The organism is Ottowia sp. (assembly GCF_046348305.1).
Classification (GTDB): domain Bacteria; phylum Pseudomonadota; class Gammaproteobacteria; order Burkholderiales; family Burkholderiaceae_C; genus Ottowia.
In genome coordinates this window covers 81526-102244 of sequence record NZ_JAXMEM010000008.1, presented here as the reverse complement: position 1 = coordinate 102244, position 20719 = coordinate 81526, and the positions used below count along the sequence as shown (strand labels likewise).

Sequence of the window (20719 nt, the reverse complement as noted above, 5' to 3'; positions counted from 1 at the left end):
CATGGAGTTTCGACCAACCAAACCAGGAGCTACCGAAATGCAACCGACCCACACATTCAATGTTACGTCCGGCTTGGCGTTGTCTCTCGAACTTAGCAGCGGCAGCTGGAAGATTGCCGCCTCCGACGGCTGCCGGGAGAAGCCGGCGCTGCATGGGGCAGAGGCCAAGGCGCCTTGGGAGCGCCTGCAGCAAGTGCTGCAACGCATCGAGCAGCTCAAGGCGAAATGGCAGCTGCCGGCCGGCTCTGAGGTCTATGCGGTGTACGAAGCCGGCCAGGACGCGTTCTGGATCGCCCGTGCCCTGCAGGCGGCGGGCATCAAGGTGTTCGTGGTGGATCCAGCCAGCATCCCGGTGGCGCGCCACGCCCGGCGAGCCAAGACGGACCGGCTCGATGCGCTGACGCTGCTGGAGTGCCTGTTCGGCTGGCTGCGAGGAGAGCGCCAGCGCATGCATGTCGTGCGCATTCCCTCGCAAGAAGCCGAAGCGCAGCGCCAGCTGATACGCGATCGTGGCGAGCTGCAAAAGGAGATCGTGCAGCACCGCGACCGCATCAGGAAGCTGCTGCGCACAGTGGGCTGCTGGGAAGATGTGCAGGCACACTTGCAGGCGCGCTTGGACGGCGGGAAACTGCGATGCTGGGACGGCCAAGTGTTGCCCGAGCCACTGCGTGAGCGGCTGGCGCGCGAATGCGAGCGGCTGGTGCTGGCGCAGCAGCAACTGGCCGCGCTCGAAGAGCAACTGCGCCGCCAACTGCCCGCACCGCTGCAGCAGCGCATCGAGCAACTGGCGCGCTTGAAGGGCGTGGGCTGGATCGGTGCGATGCGGCTGGTGATCGAGCTGTTCTGGCGCCAGTTCCACAACCGACGGCAGGTGGGCTCCTGTATCGGCTTGGTGGCACAACCTTATGACAGCGGCGCCTCAAGGGTGGATCAGGGCATCAGCAAGCAGGGTAACCGCAAGGTGCGGGCGCTGCTGATCGAGATGGCCTGGATGTGGCTGCGCTACCAGAGCGAGAGCGCGATTGCCCGATGGTTTGCCATGCGCACGGCAGGCAATGCGGCCAACAAGAGGGGCAAGCGCATCGCCATCGTGGCAGTGGCCCGGCGGCTGGCCATTGCCCTGTGGCGCTACATCGAGCAAGGCGTCATGCCCGAGGGCGCGAAGCTCAAGAGCGTCTGAGAAAAGCACACCAACGGCCCGAACAGCCCGTCGTCAGGAAAGGAGGAACACAGAGGATCAGTCGAGCATTCGCAGCCTGGAAGTCGAGCACGCCCGTTACCCAACCTGGTCGCCCGGCGAGGCGACCGACCCTAGTAGATGGGGTTTGCTCCAATCGAGGTCACCTTGAGCGCAACGCGCATGCAGGATTCGGTTGGTCAAAAACCAACGGATAGAAGGTGGTGAGACGTTCAGTCCACGTACAAGAGACCGAGAGCTTCGATGTGACGCGAACCAACTGCTGATCACTGTCCCAGGATGAAACGCAAAAAGCCTTGACAGCCTCGGAGAGGTCATAGAAGGTCGGGTTGAGGAACGAAAGCCCGACGGAGGTTGTTGCTGCACACGGTGGGCTCTCGGCGCACCCACGTCGGGTTCGCTGCGCGCACCCGACCTACGAGGCCTGGCGGACCGCATCGATGCCCCGCCGCCCTCGCCGTAGGTCGGGTTGAGGAACGGAAACCCGACGGGGGTTGTCGCTGCACACGGTGGGCTCTCGGGCGCGCCCACGTCGGGTTCGCTGCGCGGACTCGACCTACGGGGCCTGGCCGACCGCATGCACGCTGCCGGCGCAGCGTGATTTTTCAAGCACAATCGGCCTTTGGCGCTTGGTGATCAAGCGCCAGCAGCTATCATTTTCGTAGTTTTAACCTCGCCCCATGGCCCAACTCTTTACCGTGCACCCCGAGAACCCGCAGGCGCGCCTGCTCAAGCAGGCCGCTGACCTGCTGCGGCGCGGCGATGTGCTGGCCGTGCCCACCGACTCCAGCTATGCCCTGGTGTGCCAGCTGGACGATCGCGCCGCGGCCGACCGCCTGCGCCACATCCGCCGGCTGGAGGACAAGCAGTTGCTGTCCCTGCTGTGCCGCGACCTGAGCGAGCTGGCCAGCTACGCGCGGGTGGACAACGCGCAATACCGCCTGCTCAAGCTGGGCACGCCCGGGCCCTTCACCTTCATCCTGGAGGCCAGCAAGGAGGTGCCCCGGCGCGTCAGCCACCCGCAGCGCAAGACCATCGGCCTGCGCGTGCCCGAGCATCGCGCGCTGCAAGGCCTGATCGAGCTGCACGGCGCCCCGCTGCTGGCCACCACCCTGATCCTGCCGGACGACGAGGACCCACTGAACGAGCCCGCCACCATCCGCCAGCGGCTGGAGCACGACATCGCCGCCGTCATCGACGCCGGCGCCTGCCCGCGGGTGGCAACCACCGTGGTGGACCTGAGCGTCGAGGCCCCGACCGTGCTGCGGCGCGGGCGCGGCGACCCGGCGCGGCTGGGGCTCTGACACAATCCCCGCCGTGGACTTCAACGACATCATCCAGACCATCGCCATCTACGCCCTGCCGGTGCTGTTTTCCATCACCGTGCATGAGGCAGCGCATGGCTACGTGGCGCGCTATTTTGGCGACGGCACCGCATCCTTTCTGGGGCGCGTGACGCTCAACCCGCTCAAGCACATCGACCCGGTCGGCACCATCATCATGCCGCTGGTGCTGTACGTGGTCACCAGCGGCGCCTTCATCTTCGGCTACGCCAAGCCGGTGCCGGTCAACTTCGGCCAGCTGCGCAACCCCAAGCGCGACATGATCTGGGTGGCGCTGGCCGGGCCCGTGTCCAACCTGCTGATGGCGCTGGGCTGGGGCATCTTGCTGTACCTGCTGGTTGCCGCTGGGGTGGACGAGCGCTTTTTCATCGACATGTGCCGCGGCGGCATTCTGGTCAACGTGGTGATGTTCGTCTTCAACCTCTTTCCGCTGCCGCCGCTGGACGGCGGGCGCGTGCTGGTGGGCCTGCTGCCGGCGCGCCAGGCCATCGCCGTCAGCCGCATCGAGCCCTGGGGCTTTTTCATCGTCATGGCACTCATCGTCGCCGGCGTCATCAGCAACCTGTGGATGCGCCCGCTGATGCAGCTCACCTTCGCTTTTCTGGACGCGGTGCTCACGCCGCTGAAATTGCTGCTCTCATGACTTCACCCGCCTCGCGCCGCGTTCTCACCGGCATCACCACCAGCGGCACGCCGCACCTGGGCAACTACGTGGGCTCGATCCGCGCCTCGGTGCGCGCCAGCCGCCAGCCGGGCGTACAGAGTTTTTACTTCCTGGCCGACTACCACGCCCTCATCAAGTGCCAGGAGCCGGCGCGCGTTCAGCGCAGCACGCTGGAGATCGCCGCCAGCTGGCTGGCCGCCGGGCTCGACCCGGAGCACGTCATCTTCTACCGCCAGTCCGACATCCCCGAGATCCCCGAGCTCACCTGGCTGCTGACCTGCGTCACCGGCAAGGGCGCGCTCAACCGCGCGCATGCCTACAAGGCCATGCTGGACAAGAACGCGGCGGCCGGCCAGGACGCGGACGCCGACGTGACCGCCGGCCTGTTCATGTACCCGGTGCTGATGGGCGCCGACATCCTGATGTTCAGCGCCCACCAGGTGCCGGTGGGGCGCGACCAGATCCAGCACATCGAGATGGCCCGCGACATGGCCGCCAGCTTCAACCACCTGTATGGCGAGCATCTGACGCCGCCCGCGGCGCTGATCGACGACAACGTGGCCCTGCTGCCCGGCCTGGACGGGCGCAAGATGAGCAAGAGCTACGACAACACCATTGCCCTGTTCGGCCCGCGCGAGCAGATGCGCAAGCAGATCATGTCCATCGTCACCGACTCGCGCGCGCCGGGCGCGCCCAAGGACACCGAGGGCTCGGCCCTGTACGCCATCTACCGCGCCTTTGCCGACGACGCCGAGGCGGCAGCATTCGCGCAGGCCTTTGCGGACGGCATTGCCTGGGGCGACGCCAAGCAGCAGCTGTTCGAGCGCATCGAGCGCGAGATCGGCCCCATGCGCGCGCGCTACGAGCACCTGATGGCGCACCCCGAGGAGGTCGAGGCCATCCTGCAGGCCGGCGCGCGCAAGGCCCGCGCCCTGGCCACGCCCTTCATGCGCACGCTGCGCCACGCCGTGGGCCTGCGCGCGCTGACGGCGCAGGCCGCATGGGCCAGCGGCAAGAGCAGCGCCCGCTCCAGCCTGCCAACGTTCAAGCAATACCGCGAGGCCGATGGACGCTTTTACTTCAAGCTGACCGACGCCAGCGGCGCCGTGCTGCTGCAAAGCCGGGGTTTCGACGCGCCGCGCGACGCCGGCCAGGCCATCAAGCGTCTGCAGAGCGAAGGCGCGGCGGCCCTGGCGGCGTTGACGGCGCATTTGCAGCCCTTGCCCGACGTTGGAGCACCTGCACTGCAGTCCGCGCTGGAGTCCCTGCGGGCCGAGCAGGCCGGAAACTGATCTCGGAGCATGTGTGACTTTGTTCCGATTCCGAACACTCAGCGCAGATGAATTAATTATTTTTGCGTAAAAACGCTGCGGCCTCGCCAATAATCGGGCCCACGTAACAAGGGAGTACGAATTGGCCATTTATGTAATCGACGACCACCCGCTGATGCGCGAGGCCATCGTCATGCTGCTGCGGCGTGTGCGCCCGGGCACCGAGCTGGTCGAGCTGTCGCAGCTGTCCGAACTGGAGCCCGCCGTCGCCAAGGGCAGTGCGCCGGAGCTGTTTTGCCTCGACCTGAAGCTGCCCGACACCCTGGGCCTGTCGGGCGTGCGCCTGGTGGCCAGCCAATACCCTGACGTCCCCCTGGCGGTCATCTCGGCCACGCCGGCCAGCGACGTCGAGGAATGGTGTCGCGAGGCCGGTGCCGACGTCTACATCGAAAAATCCGCCGGCGCCGCCGAAATCGTCAACGCCCTGCGCCTGATGCTGCAAGGTGACAGCGAGATGGGCGGGCTGGAAGACATCACCCGCCTGTCCAAGCGCCAGAAGCAGCTTCTGCTCATGCTGGACGAAGGCCTGTCCAACCGCGAGATCGCCGAGCGACTGGGCATCAGCGAGCACACCGTCAAGGTGCATCTGTGGCGCCTGTTCCGGCGCCTGGGGGTCAAGAGCCGCACGCAGACCCTGCACTACGCGCGCATGAACGGCTTGCTCACGCCCTGAAGCTCACGCGAAACACGCTGCCGCGACCCGGCCGGGAATGCAGCGCCACGCTGCAGCCCAGCCGATCGGCCAGCTCCCGCACCACCGCCAGTCCCAAGCCGGCGCCCTCGCCCGCAGCCCCCAGGCGGACAAAGGGTTCGAACACCCGCTCCTGATCCCGCAGCGCCATGCCGCGCCCGGTGTCCCACACCTCGAACACGAGCGCCGTGCCACGCCGGCGCACCGCCAGCAGCACGCCGCCGCGCGCCGTGTAGGCAATCGCGTTGGCCAGCAGGTTGCCCAGCAGGCGGCGCAGCATGGCCGCATTGGTGTGCAGCGTGGCATCCACGCCGCGCATGTGCCAGCGCAGGCTCTTTTGCCGTGCCAGCGGCTCATAGACGGCGGCCAGATCGGCCAGCAGCGCCGGCACCGGCATCGGCCGCTGCGTCAGTGCAGCGGCATTGGCACGCAACGCCGCATAGTCCTGCAGTGAACGGGCCAGACCCTGGGCCACGGCCACCGCGCGCGCCATCCGCGGCGCCAGGTCGGCCGCCTGCGCGGGGTCATGGGTCAGCAGGTCGGCATAGATGGCCAGCGCTTCCAGCGGCTGGCGCAGGTCGTGCAGAGCGCCCGCCAATCGTCGGGCGAGCTCGGTGTCACTCGAGGTCGGCTCGGCCACCGGCACTCAAAACCCGTCGGGCACCGGCACGTCGGCGCACTGCGCGCGCTGGCGCAGCGCGTGCTCCATCACCACCAGCGCCAGCAGCGCCTCGGCAATGGGCGTGGCGCGGATGCCCACGCAGGGGTCGTGCCGGCCCTTGGTGATCAGCTCCACCGGCGCGCCCGTCACGTCGATGGAGGCGCGCGGCACCAGGATCGAGCTGGTCGGCTTGATGGCAATGGCCACTTCCAGGTCCTGCCCGGTGCTGATGCCGCCCAGCACGCCGCCGTCGTGGTTGCTGGCAAAGCTGCCGCGCGGATCGGCGCGCAAAGAATCGCCGTGCATGCTGCCCTTGTGCACCACGCTCGCAAAGCCGTCACCAATTTCCACGCCCTTGACGGCGTTGAGCCCCATCAGCGCGTGGGCGATGTCGGCGTCCAGCCGGTCGTAAATCGGCTCGCCCAGGCCCACGGGCACGTTTTGCGCCGTCACGCGCAGGCGCGCGCCGCAGGAATCGCCCGATTTGCGCAGCGCGCCCATGTAGTCCTCGATGGCCGAGACGTCGGCGACGGGGGCAAAAAACGGGTTGTGGGCTACGTGTTCCCAGCTCTCGAAGCCGATGGCCAGCTCGCCCACCTGGGTCATGCAACCGCGGAAGCTCGTGCCATATTTTTCGCGCAACCACTTGCGCGCCACCGCGCCGGCCGCCACCGTGGGCGCCGTCAGGCGCGCCGACGAGCGCCCGCCGCCGCGCGGGTCGCGCACGCCGTACTTGCGCCAGTAGGTGTAGTCGGCATGGCCGGGCCGAAAGCGCAGGGCGATGTCGCCGTAGTCCTTGCTGCGCTGATCCTGGTTGCGGATCAGCAGGGCAATCGGCGTGCCCGTGGTGCGGCCCTCGTACACGCCCGACAGGATCTCGACCTGGTCGGCCTCCTGCCTTTGCGTGACGAACTTGCTGGTGCCCGGCCGGCGTCGGTCCAGCTCGGGCTGGATGTCGGCCTCGGACAAGGCCATGCCCGGCGGGCAGCCATCGATCACGCAGCCGATGGCCGGCCCGTGCGATTCGCCGAAATTGGTGACGGCAAACAGGTTGCCGAGGGTGTTGCCGCTCATGGCGCCCGATTATTCCAGAGCGCCCGGCAGTCAGAGCTTCAGGCGCTCAATCCCAATCGCGGTGATGATGCCGGTGCCACCTGCGGTGCTTGTAGTGGCCCGGCGGGCCGTAGTAATACCGCGGCGCGGGTCGATACACAACCGGCGGTGCATAGTAGGCCGGTGGCGGCGCCACGTACACCGGGCGCGGCGGCACATACACCGGCGGGGGCGCCACATAGACGGGCGGTGGTGGCGCATACACCACCGGCGGCGCATTGCCCACGCCCACCGCCACGCCCGGCGCGCCCACGCCCACCGACCAGTAGACGTTGTCGCGCGCTTGCGCGGTACCGGCAAAACCCAGTGCGCCCACCATCAAGGTGCCGGCCAGTGCCAAACCCTGCAAGGTTTTCATCTCTGTCACTCTCTCCTGTCCATCGAGATCTGGCCGCATTGTGGCAGCCGCGTGGGCATCTAACGCGCCAAGCCTCGATCCGGAGCACCCCGCGATTGTGAAACCCGTATCGACGAGTAACGCCAAAGTCGACAATCAGCATCAAGCACAGTCCATGCCGCCGGGGCAAAGCGTCCATCCAGGCCCGCGCGCCTCGGCACATAAAATCCAGGCATGTCGAACCCAAAACCTGCGGCCCCGGCGGCCATTGACACCACCAAGCCCAGCCATTTCATCCGCCAGGCCATCGAGCACGATCTGGAAAAAGGCACCTACGCCCAGCGCCACTGGGGCGGCAGCCCGGGTGACGGCCCGCACCACCTGGCCGGCGCGCCCGACCCGGCCAAAATCCGCACCCGCTTTCCGCCCGAGCCCAACGGCTACCTGCACATCGGCCACGCCAAGAGCATCTGGCTGAACTTCAGCCTGGCGCAGGAATACGGCGGCGTGTGCCACCTGCGCTTTGACGACACCAACCCCGAGAAGGAAGAGCAGGAATACGTCGATTCCATCCGCGAGATGGTGCACTGGCTGGGCTGGAGCCACGGCTTTGCCGACAACCCGCGCGAACCCGGCGTGCCCCAGCCGCACAAATACTTCGCCAGCGACGACTTCGACTTCATGTACCGCGCAGCCGAATACCTGATCGAGGCCGGCCACGCCTACGTCGACGAGCAGACTGCCGAGCAGATGCGCGCCGCGCGCGGCGACTTCGGCACGCCCGGCACCAACAGCCCGTTTCGGGACCGCAGTCCGGCCGAGAACCTGGCGCGCTTCAGGCAGATGCGCGCCGGCCAGCACCCCGACGGCGCGATGGTGCTGCGCGCCAGGATCGACATGGCCAGCCCCAACATCAACCTGCGCGACCCGGCCATCTACCGCATTCGCCACGCCACGCACCACCGCACGGGTGACACCTGGTGCATCTACCCCATGTACACCTACGCGCACCCCATCGAGGACGCGCTGGAGCAGATCACCCACAGCATCTGCACGCTGGAGTTCGAGGACCAGCGCCCGTTCTACGACTGGGTGCTGGAGCGCCTGTGCGAAGGCGGCCTGCTGACGGCCCCTCCCCCGCGCCAGTACGAATTCGCGCGCCTGAACGTCGGCCACGTCATCACCAGCAAGCGCAAGCTGCGCCAGCTGGTCGAAGAAGGCCACGTCGCCGGCTGGGACGACCCGCGCATGCCCACCCTGGCCGGCCTGCGCCGGCGCGGCTACACCCCCGAGGCCCTGCGCCTGTTTGCCGAGCGCTCGGGCGTCACCAAGACCAGCAACGCCTGGACCGACTACGCCGCGCTCGACGCCGCCCTGCGCGAGACGCTGGACCCCCACGCCCCGCGCGCCATGGCCGTGCTGGAGCCGGTCAAACTGGTGATCGAGAATTGGGCCGAGGTGTTTGGCAGCGACGATCACCTGGAGCCCTGCCACGCGCCCGTGCATCCGCACCACCCCGAGCTGGGCCAGCGCCATTTCATGCTGGGCCGCGAGGTGTGGATCGAGCGCAGCGACTACGAAGAGACGCCGCCCAAGGGCTTCTTTCGCCTGTTCCCGCCGCGCATTGACGCCAGCGGCAACGCCGTCCCAGGAAGCAAGGTGCGCCTGAAATACGGCTACGTCATCGAATGCCTGGGCGCTGCAAAAAGCGAAGCTGGTTGCGCAAGCGTGGTGCGGGCAAACATCATAAAAGACACCAAATCCGGCACCCCCGGCGCGGACAGCGTCAAGGTCAAGGGCGTCATCACCTGGGTCGGCGTGCACGATGGTTTGCCCGCCGAGGTGCGCCTGGTGGATCGCCTGTTCACCGAAGAGCAGCCCGACGCCGGCGGGCGCGACTTCCTCAGCGTGCTCAACCCCAACAGCCTGCACGTCACGCAAGCCGTCGTCGAGCCCTCGTTGGCCCGCGCCCAGCCCGAAGACCGCTTTCAGTTCGAGCGGCATGGCTTTTTCGTCGCCGATCGGCTCGATCATCAGGCGGGAGGCCCGCTGGTGTTCAACCGCATCGCGGGCTTGAAGGATTCGTGGGGCAAGTGACCTGCTCTTCCACGCCATCTTCAACAGGCTGACCGCCCGCTCGGTCAGCGCTCGGTCAGGATGAGGTGGCCCAGCTCGAAGAAATCAAGGCAACCAAGCCACGACGACCGACCCCTTGACGCGCCCTCCCCTCGGCCACCCGAGTTGAGGACCGGCCAGCGGTGACCCCGGGGCACCGGCGACCGGTCGACACATGGCGCGCCAATTCTGCAGCTTGGCGCATGCCGGCCAAGACCGACCACTCGCGAAAGCCGTGTGCCGGGCTCGATCGTGCCCAAGGCTCGGCCCAGTGCGGTCAGCGGCCAGTTCGCACGGCGTGGTTCGCCATCACACAACAAGCGCCGTTTCGGATACTTGCCTGATCGACTTCATCAGCGCCTCGGCGGCGGGCGAAAGAAGGTGGCCGCGACGCACGATGAAGCCCAGTTCGCGCTCCACGACCGGATCGACAAGCGGGAGCTTGACCACGCCCTCGACGTCGAAGGCGCGCATCACGGCCGCCGGCATGGCCGTCACGGCCAGCCCCGCCTTCGCCAGCCCGAACATGGTGGTCAGCTGCGACACCTCTTGTTCCGGCACCTTGACCACGCCGAGCTCGGCAAAAGCGCTGTCGGTGATGTGGCGCACGCTGGAGCCGGCATTCATCGCCACGAACGGATAGTCGATCAGCGCCCGCCACGGCACCTCGCCCAGCGACGACAGCGGGTGTCCCGCGCGGCACACCAGGTGCATCCGATCCTTCATCACCACGGTGAACTTCAGAGCGTGCTGGGCACCGCCCAGGGCGCCGACCGCGAAGTCGGCATGGCCCGCGCGAACCATCTCGACGATCTCGCTGGCAATGCCGTCCCGAAGCTGAACCCGGACGTCCGGATACTGGTCGCGAAACAGCGCCAGCGCCTGCGGCATCAGCGTCGCTGACAAGGACGGCAGCGCGGCGACGATGACCAGCCCTCGCCGCACGTTCCCCAGGTCGCGCAGGCTCTGTACCGTCAGATCGAGCTCGGCAAAGAGCCGCTCGGCCACCGGCAGCAATTCCAAGCCAGCCGAGGTCAACTCGACGTGACGGGTCGTGCGGTTGAACAACCGCACCTGCAATTCCTCTTCGAGTTGACGCACGGCCGAGGTCAGCCCGGGTTGAGAGGTCGACAACTCCTCGGCGGCCGACGTGAAGCCGCCTTGCTGCGCAACCACCATGAACACCTTGAGCTGGTGGAGCGTCAAATTGATTCGGCTCATCGTATCAAGTCATCACAAAAATGTATTTCTAACATAGGAGGCCATCTCCTATATTCCTCCCCACGGTATTTGGCCGTCCTGGAGACACAAACAGAAAGGTGATTGGCGTGAGCAAGACAAACCAGACTGAAACCAAAGCAAAATTCGATTGGTCGGATCCACTGCATCTCGAGCAGCAGCTGACCGAAGACGAGCGCATGATCCGCGACGCCGCGCACGCCTATGCGCAAGACAAGCTGCTGCCGCGCGTGCAGGAGGCGTTTCGCAAAGAACACACCGACCCGGCGATATTTCGCGAGATGGGCGAGCTCGGGCTGCTTGGCGTGACGATCCCCGAAGCCTACGGCGGCAGCGGTCTGGGCTATGTCAGCTACGGGTTGGTCGCGCGCGAAGTCGAGCGCGTGGATTCGGGCTATCGCTCGATGATGAGCGTGCAGTCCTCGCTCGTCATGGTGCCGATCAACGAGTTCGGCACCGAGGCGCAAAAGCAGAAGTATCTGCCCAAGCTGGCCACGGGCGAATGGATCGGCTGCTTTGGTCTGACCGAGCCCAACCACGGCTCCGACCCCGGCAGCATGATCACGCGGGCCAGGAAGGTGCCCGGTGGCTACAGCCTGAGCGGCGCCAAGATGTGGATCTCCAACAGTCCGTTCGCCGACGTGTTCGTCGTCTGGGCCAAGGACGACGAGGGCGCCATCCGCGGCTTCGTGCTGGAAAAGGGTGCCAAGGGCCTGTCGGCGCCGGCCATTCACGGCAAGGTGGGTCTGCGGGCATCGCTCACCGGTGAAATCGTCATGGACGAAGTCTTCTGCCCCGAGGAAAACGCCTTCCCTGAAGTGCGCGGCCTGAAGGGTCCGTTCACTTGCCTGAACAGCGCCCGCTTTGGCATCGCCTGGGGCGCACTCGGCGCAGCGGAAGACTGCTATACCCGTGCGCGCCAGTACGTGCTCGATCGCAAGCAGTTCGGGCGGCCTCTGGCAGCCAACCAGCTCATTCAGAAAAAGCTGGCGGACATGATGACCGAAATCGCCCTGGGCCTGCAAGCTTGCCTGCGTCTGGGCCGCATGAAGGAAGAGGGCAATCCGGCCGTCGAGCTGACCTCGATCATCAAGCGCAACAGCTGCGGCAAGAGCCTGGACATCGCCCGGCTGGCGCGCGACATGATGGGCGGCAACGGCATCAGCGACGAGTTCGGCGTGGCGCGCCACCTGGTCAACCTCGAGGTGGTCAACACCTACGAGGGCACGCACGACATCCATGGGCTGATCATCGGGCGCGCCATCACGGGCCTCGCTGCGTTCGCGAACTAGCGATATCCCTGATCTGTGTGTGCATCGGGGCGACGGGTCCCGATGCATGCGGCAGCGTTGCGACGGGGTCTGACCTGACGTTCGCGCGCCCCGCGGTTGATTCAGTCATTTGCGCGAACTCGCAGCGCAGGGTTTGCTGCGCCTGCGTCTACGCCTTGTCCAGGAGAGAGAGCTGTGACACAGAACATGATTCTCACGATCAACCCAGGCACCACCACCATGCGCTGCGGGTTGTATGAACGCGATGGCGCAGCGGTCAAGCCGGTTCGGGAAGACACGATCGAGCATGACGAAAAAGTGATGGCCGGCTTTGCCAGCATCGCCGACCAGTTCGACTACCGGGCCGAGTGCCTGAGCAAATTTCTGGCCGGAACGGATGCTGTGGGGCGCTTGGCTGCGGTCGCCGGCCGGGGCGGCATGCTCAGCCCGGTCCCGGCGGGTGTCATTGCGGTCAACCAGGCGTTGGTGGATTTCGCGCTGCACACCCCGCGCTACCACCATGCTTCCAACTTGGGGGCTCCGCTGGCGTTTCGCATGGCCACGGCAGCCCATTGCCCGGCATTCATCGTCGACCCGGTCAGCGTGGACGAGCTTCCCCCGGTCGCCCGCGTTTCCGGGTTTCCCGAGATTCCGCGTTTCAGCTTTGTCCATGCGCTCAACATTCGCGCCTGTGGGCGCCGCTTGGCGAGTGAACTGGGCAAGCCCTTTGCCAAACTCAACGCCGTGGTGGCACACATGGGCGCAGGGATCTCCATCGCGGCGCTGAAAAATGGCCGGATTGTGGACAGCTCGAACCGAATGGAACTGTCGCCCTTCAGCCCAGAGCGCGCAGGCGGCCTGCCCCCCATGCCCTTGATCGAGCTGTGCTACTCCGGTCGCTATGACAAGGCGACGTTGATGAAGCAGCTTTATGGGAAAGGTGGCGTCTTCGCCTACCTTGGCACCAAGGACATGCGGCGCGTCGAAGCCATGGTGGACGCGGGCGAGGAGCAAGCCAAGCTCGTCTATGACGCGATGCTCTATGACCTTGCCCCCGAAAAACGTATCCCTTGCTGAGTGGTTCAATCCAAGCAAGGAGAGACGAAGATGACGAAGACGACGAGAGCGCGCTACACGCTCGAATTCAAGCAAGAGGCCGTGCGGCTGGTCGAAGGCGGCCAGAGCATCGCGGCGGCCGCCCGCACCCTGGGCGTGGTCGATCAGACCCTGTTCAACTGGGTCAAAGCCCAGCGTGCCGGCAAACTCACCGGCGCCGACAGCAAGCTGGTGAGCGCCGAGCAGATGGAGATCAGTCGGCTGCGCGCAGAACTGGCGCGCGTGAAGATGGAGCGCGACATCCTGGGAAAAGCGACGGCGTACTTCGCAAAGGCATCGACGTGAAGTACGCCTTCATTCAGCGCCACCGGCGCGTGTGGCCCATCTCGGTGCAGTGCCGCGTGCTCGGCGTCAGCGTAGCTGGTTATCACGAGCACTTTGTACGGCGCGCCAGCGATGACCATCGTCGCCACCTGAGCGACGACGCGTTGCTGGTACACATCAAGGCCATCCATGCCCAGAGCCGCGGCAGCTACGGTTGGCCCCGCGTGTGGCGTGATCTGCTGGCCCGGGGTATCCGCGTAGGCAAAGAGCGGGTGCAAAAGCTCATGCAGTTGCACGGCATCCGCGCCAAGGGCAAACGCCGCTTCAAAGTCACCACCGACAGCCGCCACGATCTGCCGATTGCGCCCAACCTGCTTGGGCAGCAGTTCAACGTGGCCGAGCCAGACAAAGTCTGGGTGGGCGACATCACCTACATCGCCACCGACGAAGGCTGGCTGTTTCTGGCCGTGGTGATCGATCTGTTCAGCCGTCAGGTGGTGGGCTGGAGTCTGCGCAGCGACATGACGCGCAGCATCGTCATCGATGCGCTGCGCATGGCGTGGTTCAAGCGCCATCCAGGCAAGAATGCCGGGGTGATCTTCCACAGCGACAGAGGCAGCCAGTACGCCAGCGGCGAGTTCACGGCGGTGCTGGCCGAGTACGGCATCACCAGCTCGATGAGCCGCAAGGGCAACTGCTGGGACAACGCATGCAGCGAGACCTTGTTTGGTTCGTTGAAGGTGGAGCGGCTGCACGGGCAGCGGTTCAACACTCGCCGTCAGGCCATGGATGAGGTGATTGGCTGGCTGCTCTGGTACAACCGGGAACGGCTGCATTCGACGCTGGACTACGTCAGCCCGATGCGGTTTGAAGAGAACTGGCAGGCCAATCAACCCCGGCAAGCCAGTGCATGAGAGCAGCTATGGGATACGGATTCCAGGGGCAAGGTCACTACCAGATCGGAAAAACCATCGGCGCCATGGCTTCGGTGCTCGACTTCCGTCCGGATGGAATCATCCTGACGGGCGGCATGGCCCACAGCGCGCGCGTCGTGCAAAGGCTGAAAGCCCAATGTGCGCCACTGGGACCGATGCATGTCTATCCTGGCAGCGACGAAAGCCTGGCCTTGGCCCAAGGCGCGGCGCGGGCGCTGGCAGGCGAGGAGACACCGATGACCTGGCCGGTCGCCATACCCGAGGAGAGCAAGTGATGCCGATTCGCACGTTTGAAGAAATGCGGGCGCATGTCGCCGGCCGTCCTCCAGTTGCCGTCGCGGTGGCGGGAGGAGACGAGCCGAACGTCATGGCGTCGATCGTTGCCGCTCTGGAGGGTGGTCTCATTGCGTCCGCAGCGATCTCCGGGAATCCGCAAGCCATTCTCGCCAACGTGCCCGATGCGCTGCGCGAGCGCATACGGACCCTGCCGGCCGACACACCCGCCGCGGCGGCTGCCGCGGCCGTCGCGGAAGTGCGTGCGGGGCGTGCCGGGCTCTTGATCAAGGGTGGGGTCGATTCCACCAGCTATCTGCGCGCGGTGCTGGACCACACGTCCGGCATTCGCGGTGAAGGTGTCCTTTCCAATCTCACGCTCGCTGAGATGCCATCGCTGCCCCGGCTTATCGGCGCGACGGACAACGGCATCCTGCCGCTGCCGACTCTGGAACAAAAGCGGGCGATTCTTCGCAATGCGGCCCCCTTGTTCCGCAGCTTGGGCTTGGCGCAGACGCGCGTGGCGGCGATTGCGGCCACCGAGAAAATTTCCGACAAGCAGCCGGCGACGGTGGATGCCGCAGCCTTGACCAAGGAGAGCCGCGAAGGCGCATTCCCAGGGATGATCGTCGATGGCCCATTCGGCTACGACGTGGCGATCAGCCCGGAGGCTGCCAAGACCAAGGGCTTTGCGGACTCACCCGTCGCGGGACAAGCCGACCTCATCCTGTTCCCGAACATCGAATCCGCCAATGCCACCGCGAAGGCCTGGAAATTTCATGGCCAGGCAAAAACCGGCAGTGTGATCCTGGGCGCTGCCGCGCCGATGCTCCTGAATTCCCGCTCCGACGGCGTGGAGCGGCGCATACTGGGCATGGTGATCGCACTGTGCATCCTGTCGGATCGGGAGCGTGCGTGAGACGGACTTCAACACGGGCATTGACGATGCCCGGCGCACACATGCCTTGAGGGAAACATCCATGAACGATTTGAATGGTTACGACGCCGAAGACCTGCAGCCAGGCATGAGCGCCACCTTTTCCAAGACGATTACCGAAGCCGACATCGTGCTGTTCGCGGCCGTTTCCGGTGACAACAACGCCGTGCACGTGAACGAGGAATTCGCCGCGACCACGCAGTTTGGAGGCCGCATTGCGCATGGCATTCTGACCGCGAGCGTCATCTCGGCGGCGATCGCGAATCGGCTGCCGGGGCCCGGCACGATCTACCTCGGCCAACAACTGCGCTTCAAGGCGCCGGTTCGACCGGGCGACACGGTGCATGCGTGCGTCACCGTGGTGTCGGTTGACCTTGCCAAGGCCCGTGTGGTTCTGTCAACAACCTGCCAGGTGCGCGGCACCGTCGTCATCGACGGCGAGGCAACGGTCATGACCACATCCCGCGCGCGGCGCGCAAAAGTTTGAAGAGGAGCACACCCATGAAAGCACTCGTCGCGGTCAAACGCGTGGTGGACTACAACGTGAAGGTACGCGTCAAGGGCGACGGCACCGGGGTGGACATCGCCAACGTCAAGATGAGCATGAACCCCTTTGACGAAATCGCCGTCGAAGAGGCCGTGCGCCTGAAGGAAAAGGGCGTCGTCACCGAGGTCATCGCCGTCTCCTGCGGCGTGGCGCAATGCCAGGAAACCCTGCGCACCGCCATGGCGATTGGCGCCGACCGCGGCATCCTGGTCGAGACCAACGAAGAACTGCAGCCCCTGGCCGTCGCCAAGCTGCTCAAGGCCCTGGTGGACAAGGAACAACCCGGCCTCATCATCCTGGGCAAGCAGGCCATCGACGACGACGCCAACCAGACCGGCCAGATGCTGGCCGCCCTGGGCGAGCTGCCGCAGGCCACCTTTGCCAGCAAGCTCGAAATCGACGGCGACAAGGCCAAGGTCACGCGCGAGGTCGATGGCGGCCTGGAGACCATCGCCATCAGCCTGCCCGCCGTGGTGACCACCGACCTGCGCCTGAACGAGCCGCGCTACGTCACCCTGCCCAACATCATGAAGGCCAAGAAAAAGCCGCTCGACACCGTCAAGCCCGAAGACCTGGGCGTGGACGTCAAGCCGCACCTGAAGACCCTGAAGGTCAGCGAGCCGCCCAAGCGCGGCGCCGGCATCAAGGTGCCCGACGTGGCCACCCTGGTGGAAAAGCTGCGCAACGAAGCCAAAGTGATCTGATCAAGAGGGTAGAAGAAACATGACCGCACTCGTCATCGCCGAACACGACAACGCCGCCATCAAGGGCGCCACCCTCAACACCATCACCGCCGCCAAGGCCTGCGGCGGCGACGTGCACGTGCTGGTGGCCGGCCACAATGCCGGCGCTGCCGCCCAGGCCGCCGCGCAGATTGCCGGCGTGGCCAAGGTGCTGCACGCCGACGCCGAAGGCCTGGCCCACGGCCTGGCCGAAAACGTCGCCGCCCAGGTGCTGGCGCTGGCCAAGGACTACAGCCACATCCTGTTTCCGGCCACCGCCAGCGGCAAGAACATCGCCCCGCGCGTGGCCGCCAAGCTGGACGTGGCGCAGATCAGCGACATCACCAAGGTCGACAGCGCCGACACCTTCGAGCGCCCCATCTACGCCGGCAACGCCATTGCCACCGTGCAGTCGCAGGACGCCATCAAGGTCATCACCGTGCGCGGCACCGGCTTTGACGCAGCGGCGGCCAGCGGGGGCAGCGCCGCGGTCGAGACCGTGGCGGCGGTGGCCGACAGTGGCAAGAGCCATTTCGTCGGCCAGGAGATCGCCAAGAACGACCGCCCCGAGCTGACGGCCGCCAAGATCATCGTCTCGGGCGGGCGCGCGCTGGGCAGCAGCGAGAAGTTCAACGAAGTCATGACCCCACTGGCCGACAAGCTGGGCGCGGCCATCGGCGCCAGCCGCGCCGCGGTGGACGCGGGCTACGCCGCCAACGACCTGCAGGTGGGGCAGACCGGCAAGATCGTCGCGCCGCAGCTGTACGTGGCCTGCGGCATTTCCGGCGCCATCCAGCATCTGGCCGGCATGAAGGACAGCAAGGTCATCGTGGCCATCAACAAGGACGAAGAGGCGCCGATCTTCAGCGTCGCGGACTATGGGCTGGTGGCCGACCTGTTCGTGGCCGTGCCCGAATTGGTAAAGGCGCTGTGACGCAGCGGGACGCATGACTCGCGACCGTCGTAGCTGGCGACACCAATAGCAAATGCAATTTTCATTCACAACATCTTGACAACACCTTGCCGTCTTTGACCGGCGCACGGAGACAAGCCATGGCCCACCACATGCCAGCGCAGGATCACCCGCATCAAACCTACAGCCCCGCCGATGAAAAGCTGTTCTCCAAGGTCGGGTGGCGCTTGCTGCCGTTGCTGATCGTCTGATACGTCATTTCGTACATCGACCGCATCAACATCGGCTATGCACAGCTGCAGATGGAGAAGACGCTATCGTTCAGCGACGCGGCCTACGCGTTCGGCGCCGGCATCTTCTTTGTCGGCTATTTTATTTTTGAAGTTCCGAGCAACCTCCTGCTCGAGAAGATGGGCGCGCGCAAGACGCTGTTGCGCATCCTGTTTCTGTGGGGCTTGGCCGCGGCCGGCATGGCGTTCGTGAAGACCCCGATGCAGTTCTACGTCTTGCGCTTCCTGCTCGGTGCATTTGAAGCGGGCTTCTTCCCCGGCGTCATTTTGTATCTGACCTACTGGTACCCGTCGGCGCGGCGCGCCAAGGCCATTGCCATCTTCATGACCGGCGCGGCCCTGGGCAAGCTGATGGCCGGGCCGATGTCGGGCGGCATCATGCAGTACATGGAAGGCTGGCACGGTTTGCACGGTTGGCAGTGGCTATTCATCGTGGAAGGCCTGCCGGCGTGTATTTTGGGTCTCGTGGCCTTTTTCACCCTGAAGGACCGGCCCGAGGACGCCGACTGGCTGAGCCCGGAGCAAAAGCGATCGCTGCGCAGCCATCTGGACAACGACACGCAGGTCGTCGCGACCGCTTCGCACGCGTCGGCGTGGTCGCTGCTGCGCGATCCGAAGGTGTTCACGATGGCACTGGTCTATTGCCTGCAGTTGTCGGTGGTCTATACCGTGCTGTTCTGGACGCCGACCTTGGTGCGAAGCTGGGGGGTGCAGAACCTGTTCTTTCTGGGAATCTTGACCGCCCTGCCCGCGGCATGCGGCCTGATCGGCATGGTGCTGTTCGGCCGCAGCTCCGACAAGCACCTCGAGCGGCGCTGGCACTATTTCGCCACTTGTGCGATTTCCGCCGCGGGCACCGCGGTGATGATCTGGGGCCAAGGGAATCTGGTCGTGAGTCTGGCTGGACTGATGGTGTATCAACTCGGCATGTCGTCGGCCACGCCACTGTTCTTCGCGGCGCTCAGCGAATACATGCCCAAGAAAACCGCTGCCGCCGGCATCGGGCTGGTCAGCAGCCTGGGCAACCTCGGGCCTGCATTCATGCCTTCGATCAGGAACTGGCTCAGCGAGATGACTGGAGGACAGACGGCCGGTCTGTATTTGATGATGGGCTTGGCCCTGGCCGCTGGCGTGCTGTTGATCGCGGTGATTCGGCCGGCGACCGCTGGTGGCACCGGGCAATTGGCGCGGGCCTGACGCAAGCTCCGGCCGGCGACGGCCAACCTCTTGATCCCGCGCGGCATGACCGCGCTGGAGCCTGCCAAGCGCCTCATCGATGTCCGGCCGAGGTGTTTGGCAGCGACGCTCATCTGGAGCCCTTCCACGCCCCCCGTGCACCCGCACCACCGCGAGCTGGGCCAGCGCCATTTCATGCTGGGCCGCGAGCTGTGGATCGAGCGCTACGGCGTTTTGTCGCCGATCGGCTCGATCATCAGGCAGGAGGCCCGCTGGTGTTCAACCGCATCGCGGGCCTGAAGGATTCGCGGAGAAGACAGGACAGGATCAAGACCCTGGCGGATAATCGCCCCCGCCGCGCGCCGCCCGCCAGCGCCAGCCACCGGCCTTCGGAGCATTGGCGTTGACGGATCGATCCGCTCGCCTCGTGTGCGCCGACCGGTGTTTCGCCACCCACTGGAGTTCTCTGAATGAACTTGCATCGCCGCTCCCTCATCCGGCGCGCGGCTGGCTTGGGCCTTGCTGCCAGCCTGCCCCCCGCCTTTGCCGCCACCGGGCAACGCCCCCCCTCCTCCCATCGCTTTGCACCGAAGCCGGGCGACTGGCGCAGCTTCGATGTCACCACCCGCGTCGAGCTGCCCGCCACCACCGGCGCCACCCGCGTGTGGGTGCCGCTGCCCTCGGTGCAGACCGGCTGGCAAGTGCCGCTGGGCGACAGCTTTGCCAGCAACGGCCAGGCTGGCATCGCCACCGATGGCGCGCAAGGCGTGCGCCTGGTTGCAGTGGCGTTTGCCGACGGCGTGGCCAAGCCCTACGTCGAAGTCACCAGCCGCGTGCGCACGCAAAGCCGCACGCTGGGCACGCAGCGCGTGCGCGATGACGCCAGCACCCTGCGCGACGCCCTGCGACCCACCCACCTGTTGCCCCTTGATGGCATCGTGCGCGAGACCGCCCAGAAGGCCACGCGCGGCGCCCGCGGCGACGAGGCCAAGGTGCGCGCGCTGTACGACTGGGTGGTGGCCAACGCCTGGCGCGAGCCCACCGTCAAGGGCTGCGGCGAAGGCGACATCAAGACCATGCTGGAGACCGGCAACCTGGGCGGCAAGTGCGCCGACATCAACGCGCTGTTTGTCGGCCTGTGCCGCGCCGTGGGCGTGCCCGCGCGCGACCTGTACGGCATTCGCCTGGCGCCCTCCGGCTTTGGCTACCAGCAGCTGGGCAGCAACTCAGGCAACCTCGCCGGCGCCCAGCACTGCCGCGCCGAGGTGTACCTGCAGGCGCGCGGCTGGACGGCGATGGACCCGGCCGACGTGGCCAAGGTGATGCGGCAAGAGACGCCGCAGTGGATCAAGCGCACCGACGACCCGCTGATCGCCCCGGTTTTTGCCGGCCTGTACGGTGCCTGGGAGGGCAACTGGATGGCCTACAACACCGCGCACGACGTCAAGCTGCCGGGCAGCGCGGGCGATGCACTGGGCTTTGTGATGTACCCGATGGCCGAGAACGCCGACGGCTGGCTGGACCAGTACGACCCGGCGACCTTCAAGTACGCCATTTCGGCGCGCGAAGTGAAGGCCTGAGCG

General features: G+C 66.0%; 21 protein-coding genes. 17 read left to right on the top strand and 4 right to left on the bottom strand.

Going from position 1 to position 20719, the window contains the following annotated elements; translation table 11 throughout:
- Positions 1–37: 37 nt before the first annotated feature.
- From U1F38_RS10995 to U1F38_RS10975, 5 genes are all read left to right on the top strand, one after another.
- Positions 38–1180: an IS110 family transposase gene (locus U1F38_RS10995; RefSeq protein WP_409985584.1), complete on the top strand. Its 1143-nt coding sequence runs from the start codon at positions 38–40 to the stop codon at positions 1178–1180.
- A gap of 698 nt (positions 1181–1878) precedes the next feature.
- Entirely contained in the window at positions 1879–2502 is a 624-nt protein-coding gene (locus U1F38_RS10990; protein WP_409987106.1) for an L-threonylcarbamoyladenylate synthase, read from the top strand.
- 4 nt (positions 2503–2506) lie between these two features.
- Entirely contained in the window at positions 2507–3184 is a 678-nt protein-coding gene (locus U1F38_RS10985; protein ID WP_409987244.1) for a site-2 protease family protein, read from the top strand.
- Positions 3181–4497 (top strand): tryptophan--tRNA ligase, encoded by a 1317-nt coding sequence (locus U1F38_RS10980; protein ID WP_409987105.1) that lies wholly within the window; start codon positions 3181–3183, stop codon positions 4495–4497. The genes U1F38_RS10985 and U1F38_RS10980 overlap by 4 nt, the downstream gene beginning before the upstream one ends.
- Before the next feature lie 121 nt (positions 4498–4618).
- Entirely contained in the window at positions 4619–5209 is a 591-nt protein-coding gene (locus U1F38_RS10975) for a LuxR C-terminal-related transcriptional regulator (RefSeq protein ID WP_409987104.1), read from the top strand.
- Here the strand turns inward: U1F38_RS10975 and U1F38_RS10970 are convergent.
- Genes U1F38_RS10970 through U1F38_RS10960 form a run of 3 tightly spaced genes read right to left on the bottom strand, consistent with a single transcriptional unit; the run spans position 5199 to position 7359 of the window.
- Complete coding sequence (locus U1F38_RS10970) at positions 5199–5867, bottom strand: sensor histidine kinase (RefSeq protein ID WP_409987103.1); 669 nt, start codon at positions 5865–5867, stop codon at positions 5199–5201. The genes U1F38_RS10975 and U1F38_RS10970 overlap by 11 nt on opposite strands.
- Positions 5868–5873: 6 nt before the next feature.
- The gene (aroC, locus tag U1F38_RS10965) at positions 5874–6962 is read right to left on the bottom strand and encodes a chorismate synthase (protein WP_409987102.1); all 1089 of its coding nucleotides are present in this window, start codon (positions 6960–6962) and stop codon (positions 5874–5876) included.
- A gap of 46 nt (positions 6963–7008) precedes the next feature.
- Positions 7009–7359, bottom strand: a complete 351-nt coding sequence (locus U1F38_RS10960; protein WP_409987101.1) for a hypothetical protein — start codon at positions 7357–7359, stop codon at positions 7009–7011.
- Positions 7360–7572: 213 nt separating this feature from the next.
- On the opposite strand from U1F38_RS10960, the gene U1F38_RS10955 reads away from it, so the two are divergent.
- Positions 7573–9435, top strand: coding sequence for a glutamine--tRNA ligase/YqeY domain fusion protein (locus U1F38_RS10955; protein ID WP_409987100.1), 1863 nt, complete (start codon positions 7573–7575; stop codon positions 9433–9435).
- Positions 9436–9762: 327 nt separating this feature from the next.
- On the opposite strand, the gene U1F38_RS10950 is transcribed toward U1F38_RS10955, so the two are convergent.
- On the bottom strand, positions 9763–10674 hold the full coding sequence (locus U1F38_RS10950; RefSeq protein WP_409987099.1) for a LysR family transcriptional regulator: 912 nt from the start codon (positions 10672–10674) through the stop codon (positions 9763–9765).
- Between the two features lie 107 nt (positions 10675–10781).
- Between U1F38_RS10950 and U1F38_RS10945 the strand changes: the two genes are divergently transcribed.
- From U1F38_RS10945 to U1F38_RS10895, 11 genes are all read left to right on the top strand, one after another.
- Entirely contained in the window at positions 10782–11984 is a 1203-nt protein-coding gene (locus tag U1F38_RS10945; protein ID WP_409987098.1) for an acyl-CoA dehydrogenase, read from the top strand.
- A gap of 174 nt (positions 11985–12158) precedes the next feature.
- Positions 12159–13040 carry a butyrate kinase gene (gene buk, locus U1F38_RS10940; protein WP_409987097.1) on the top strand — a complete coding sequence of 294 codons (882 nt, stop codon included), beginning with the start codon at positions 12159–12161 and terminating at the stop codon, positions 13038–13040.
- Between the two features lie 30 nt (positions 13041–13070).
- Positions 13071–14257, top strand: a protein-coding gene (locus tag U1F38_RS10935) for an IS3 family transposase (protein ID WP_409985737.1) whose coding sequence is annotated in 2 segments (ribosomal slippage) — positions 13071–13326 and positions 13326–14257 — 1188 coding nt in all. Because the reading frame shifts where the segments join, the coding sequence is not laid out codon by codon here.
- Positions 14258–14265: 8 nt separating this feature from the next.
- Entirely contained in the window at positions 14266–14553 is a 288-nt protein-coding gene (locus tag U1F38_RS10930; RefSeq protein ID WP_409987096.1) for a hypothetical protein, read from the top strand.
- Positions 14553–15470: a phosphate acyltransferase gene (locus U1F38_RS10925; protein ID WP_409987095.1), complete on the top strand. Its 918-nt coding sequence runs from the start codon at positions 14553–14555 to the stop codon at positions 15468–15470. The genes U1F38_RS10930 and U1F38_RS10925 overlap by 1 nt, the downstream gene beginning before the upstream one ends.
- Positions 15471–15531: 61 nt before the next feature.
- Complete coding sequence (locus U1F38_RS10920) at positions 15532–15975, top strand: MaoC family dehydratase (protein WP_409987094.1); 444 nt, start codon at positions 15532–15534, stop codon at positions 15973–15975.
- 14 nt (positions 15976–15989) lie between these two features.
- Positions 15990–16739 (top strand): electron transfer flavoprotein subunit beta/FixA family protein, encoded by a 750-nt coding sequence (locus U1F38_RS10915; RefSeq protein ID WP_409987093.1) that lies wholly within the window; start codon positions 15990–15992, stop codon positions 16737–16739.
- 19 nt (positions 16740–16758) lie between these two features.
- On the top strand, positions 16759–17691 hold the full coding sequence (locus tag U1F38_RS10910) for an electron transfer flavoprotein subunit alpha/FixB family protein (protein WP_409987092.1): 933 nt from the start codon (positions 16759–16761) through the stop codon (positions 17689–17691).
- A gap of 236 nt (positions 17692–17927) precedes the next feature.
- Positions 17928–19157 (top strand): MFS transporter, encoded by a 1230-nt coding sequence (locus tag U1F38_RS10905; RefSeq protein WP_409987243.1) that lies wholly within the window; start codon positions 17928–17930, stop codon positions 19155–19157.
- 45 nt (positions 19158–19202) lie between these two features.
- A complete protein-coding gene (locus U1F38_RS10900) occupies positions 19203–19436 on the top strand; it encodes a hypothetical protein (protein WP_409987091.1) in 234 nt (77 codons plus the stop codon).
- A 170-nt stretch (positions 19437–19606) separates the two neighbouring features.
- Complete coding sequence (locus U1F38_RS10895; protein ID WP_409987090.1) at positions 19607–20716, top strand: transglutaminase-like domain-containing protein; 1110 nt, start codon at positions 19607–19609, stop codon at positions 20714–20716.
- The last annotated feature ends 3 nt before the right edge of the window (positions 20717–20719 follow it).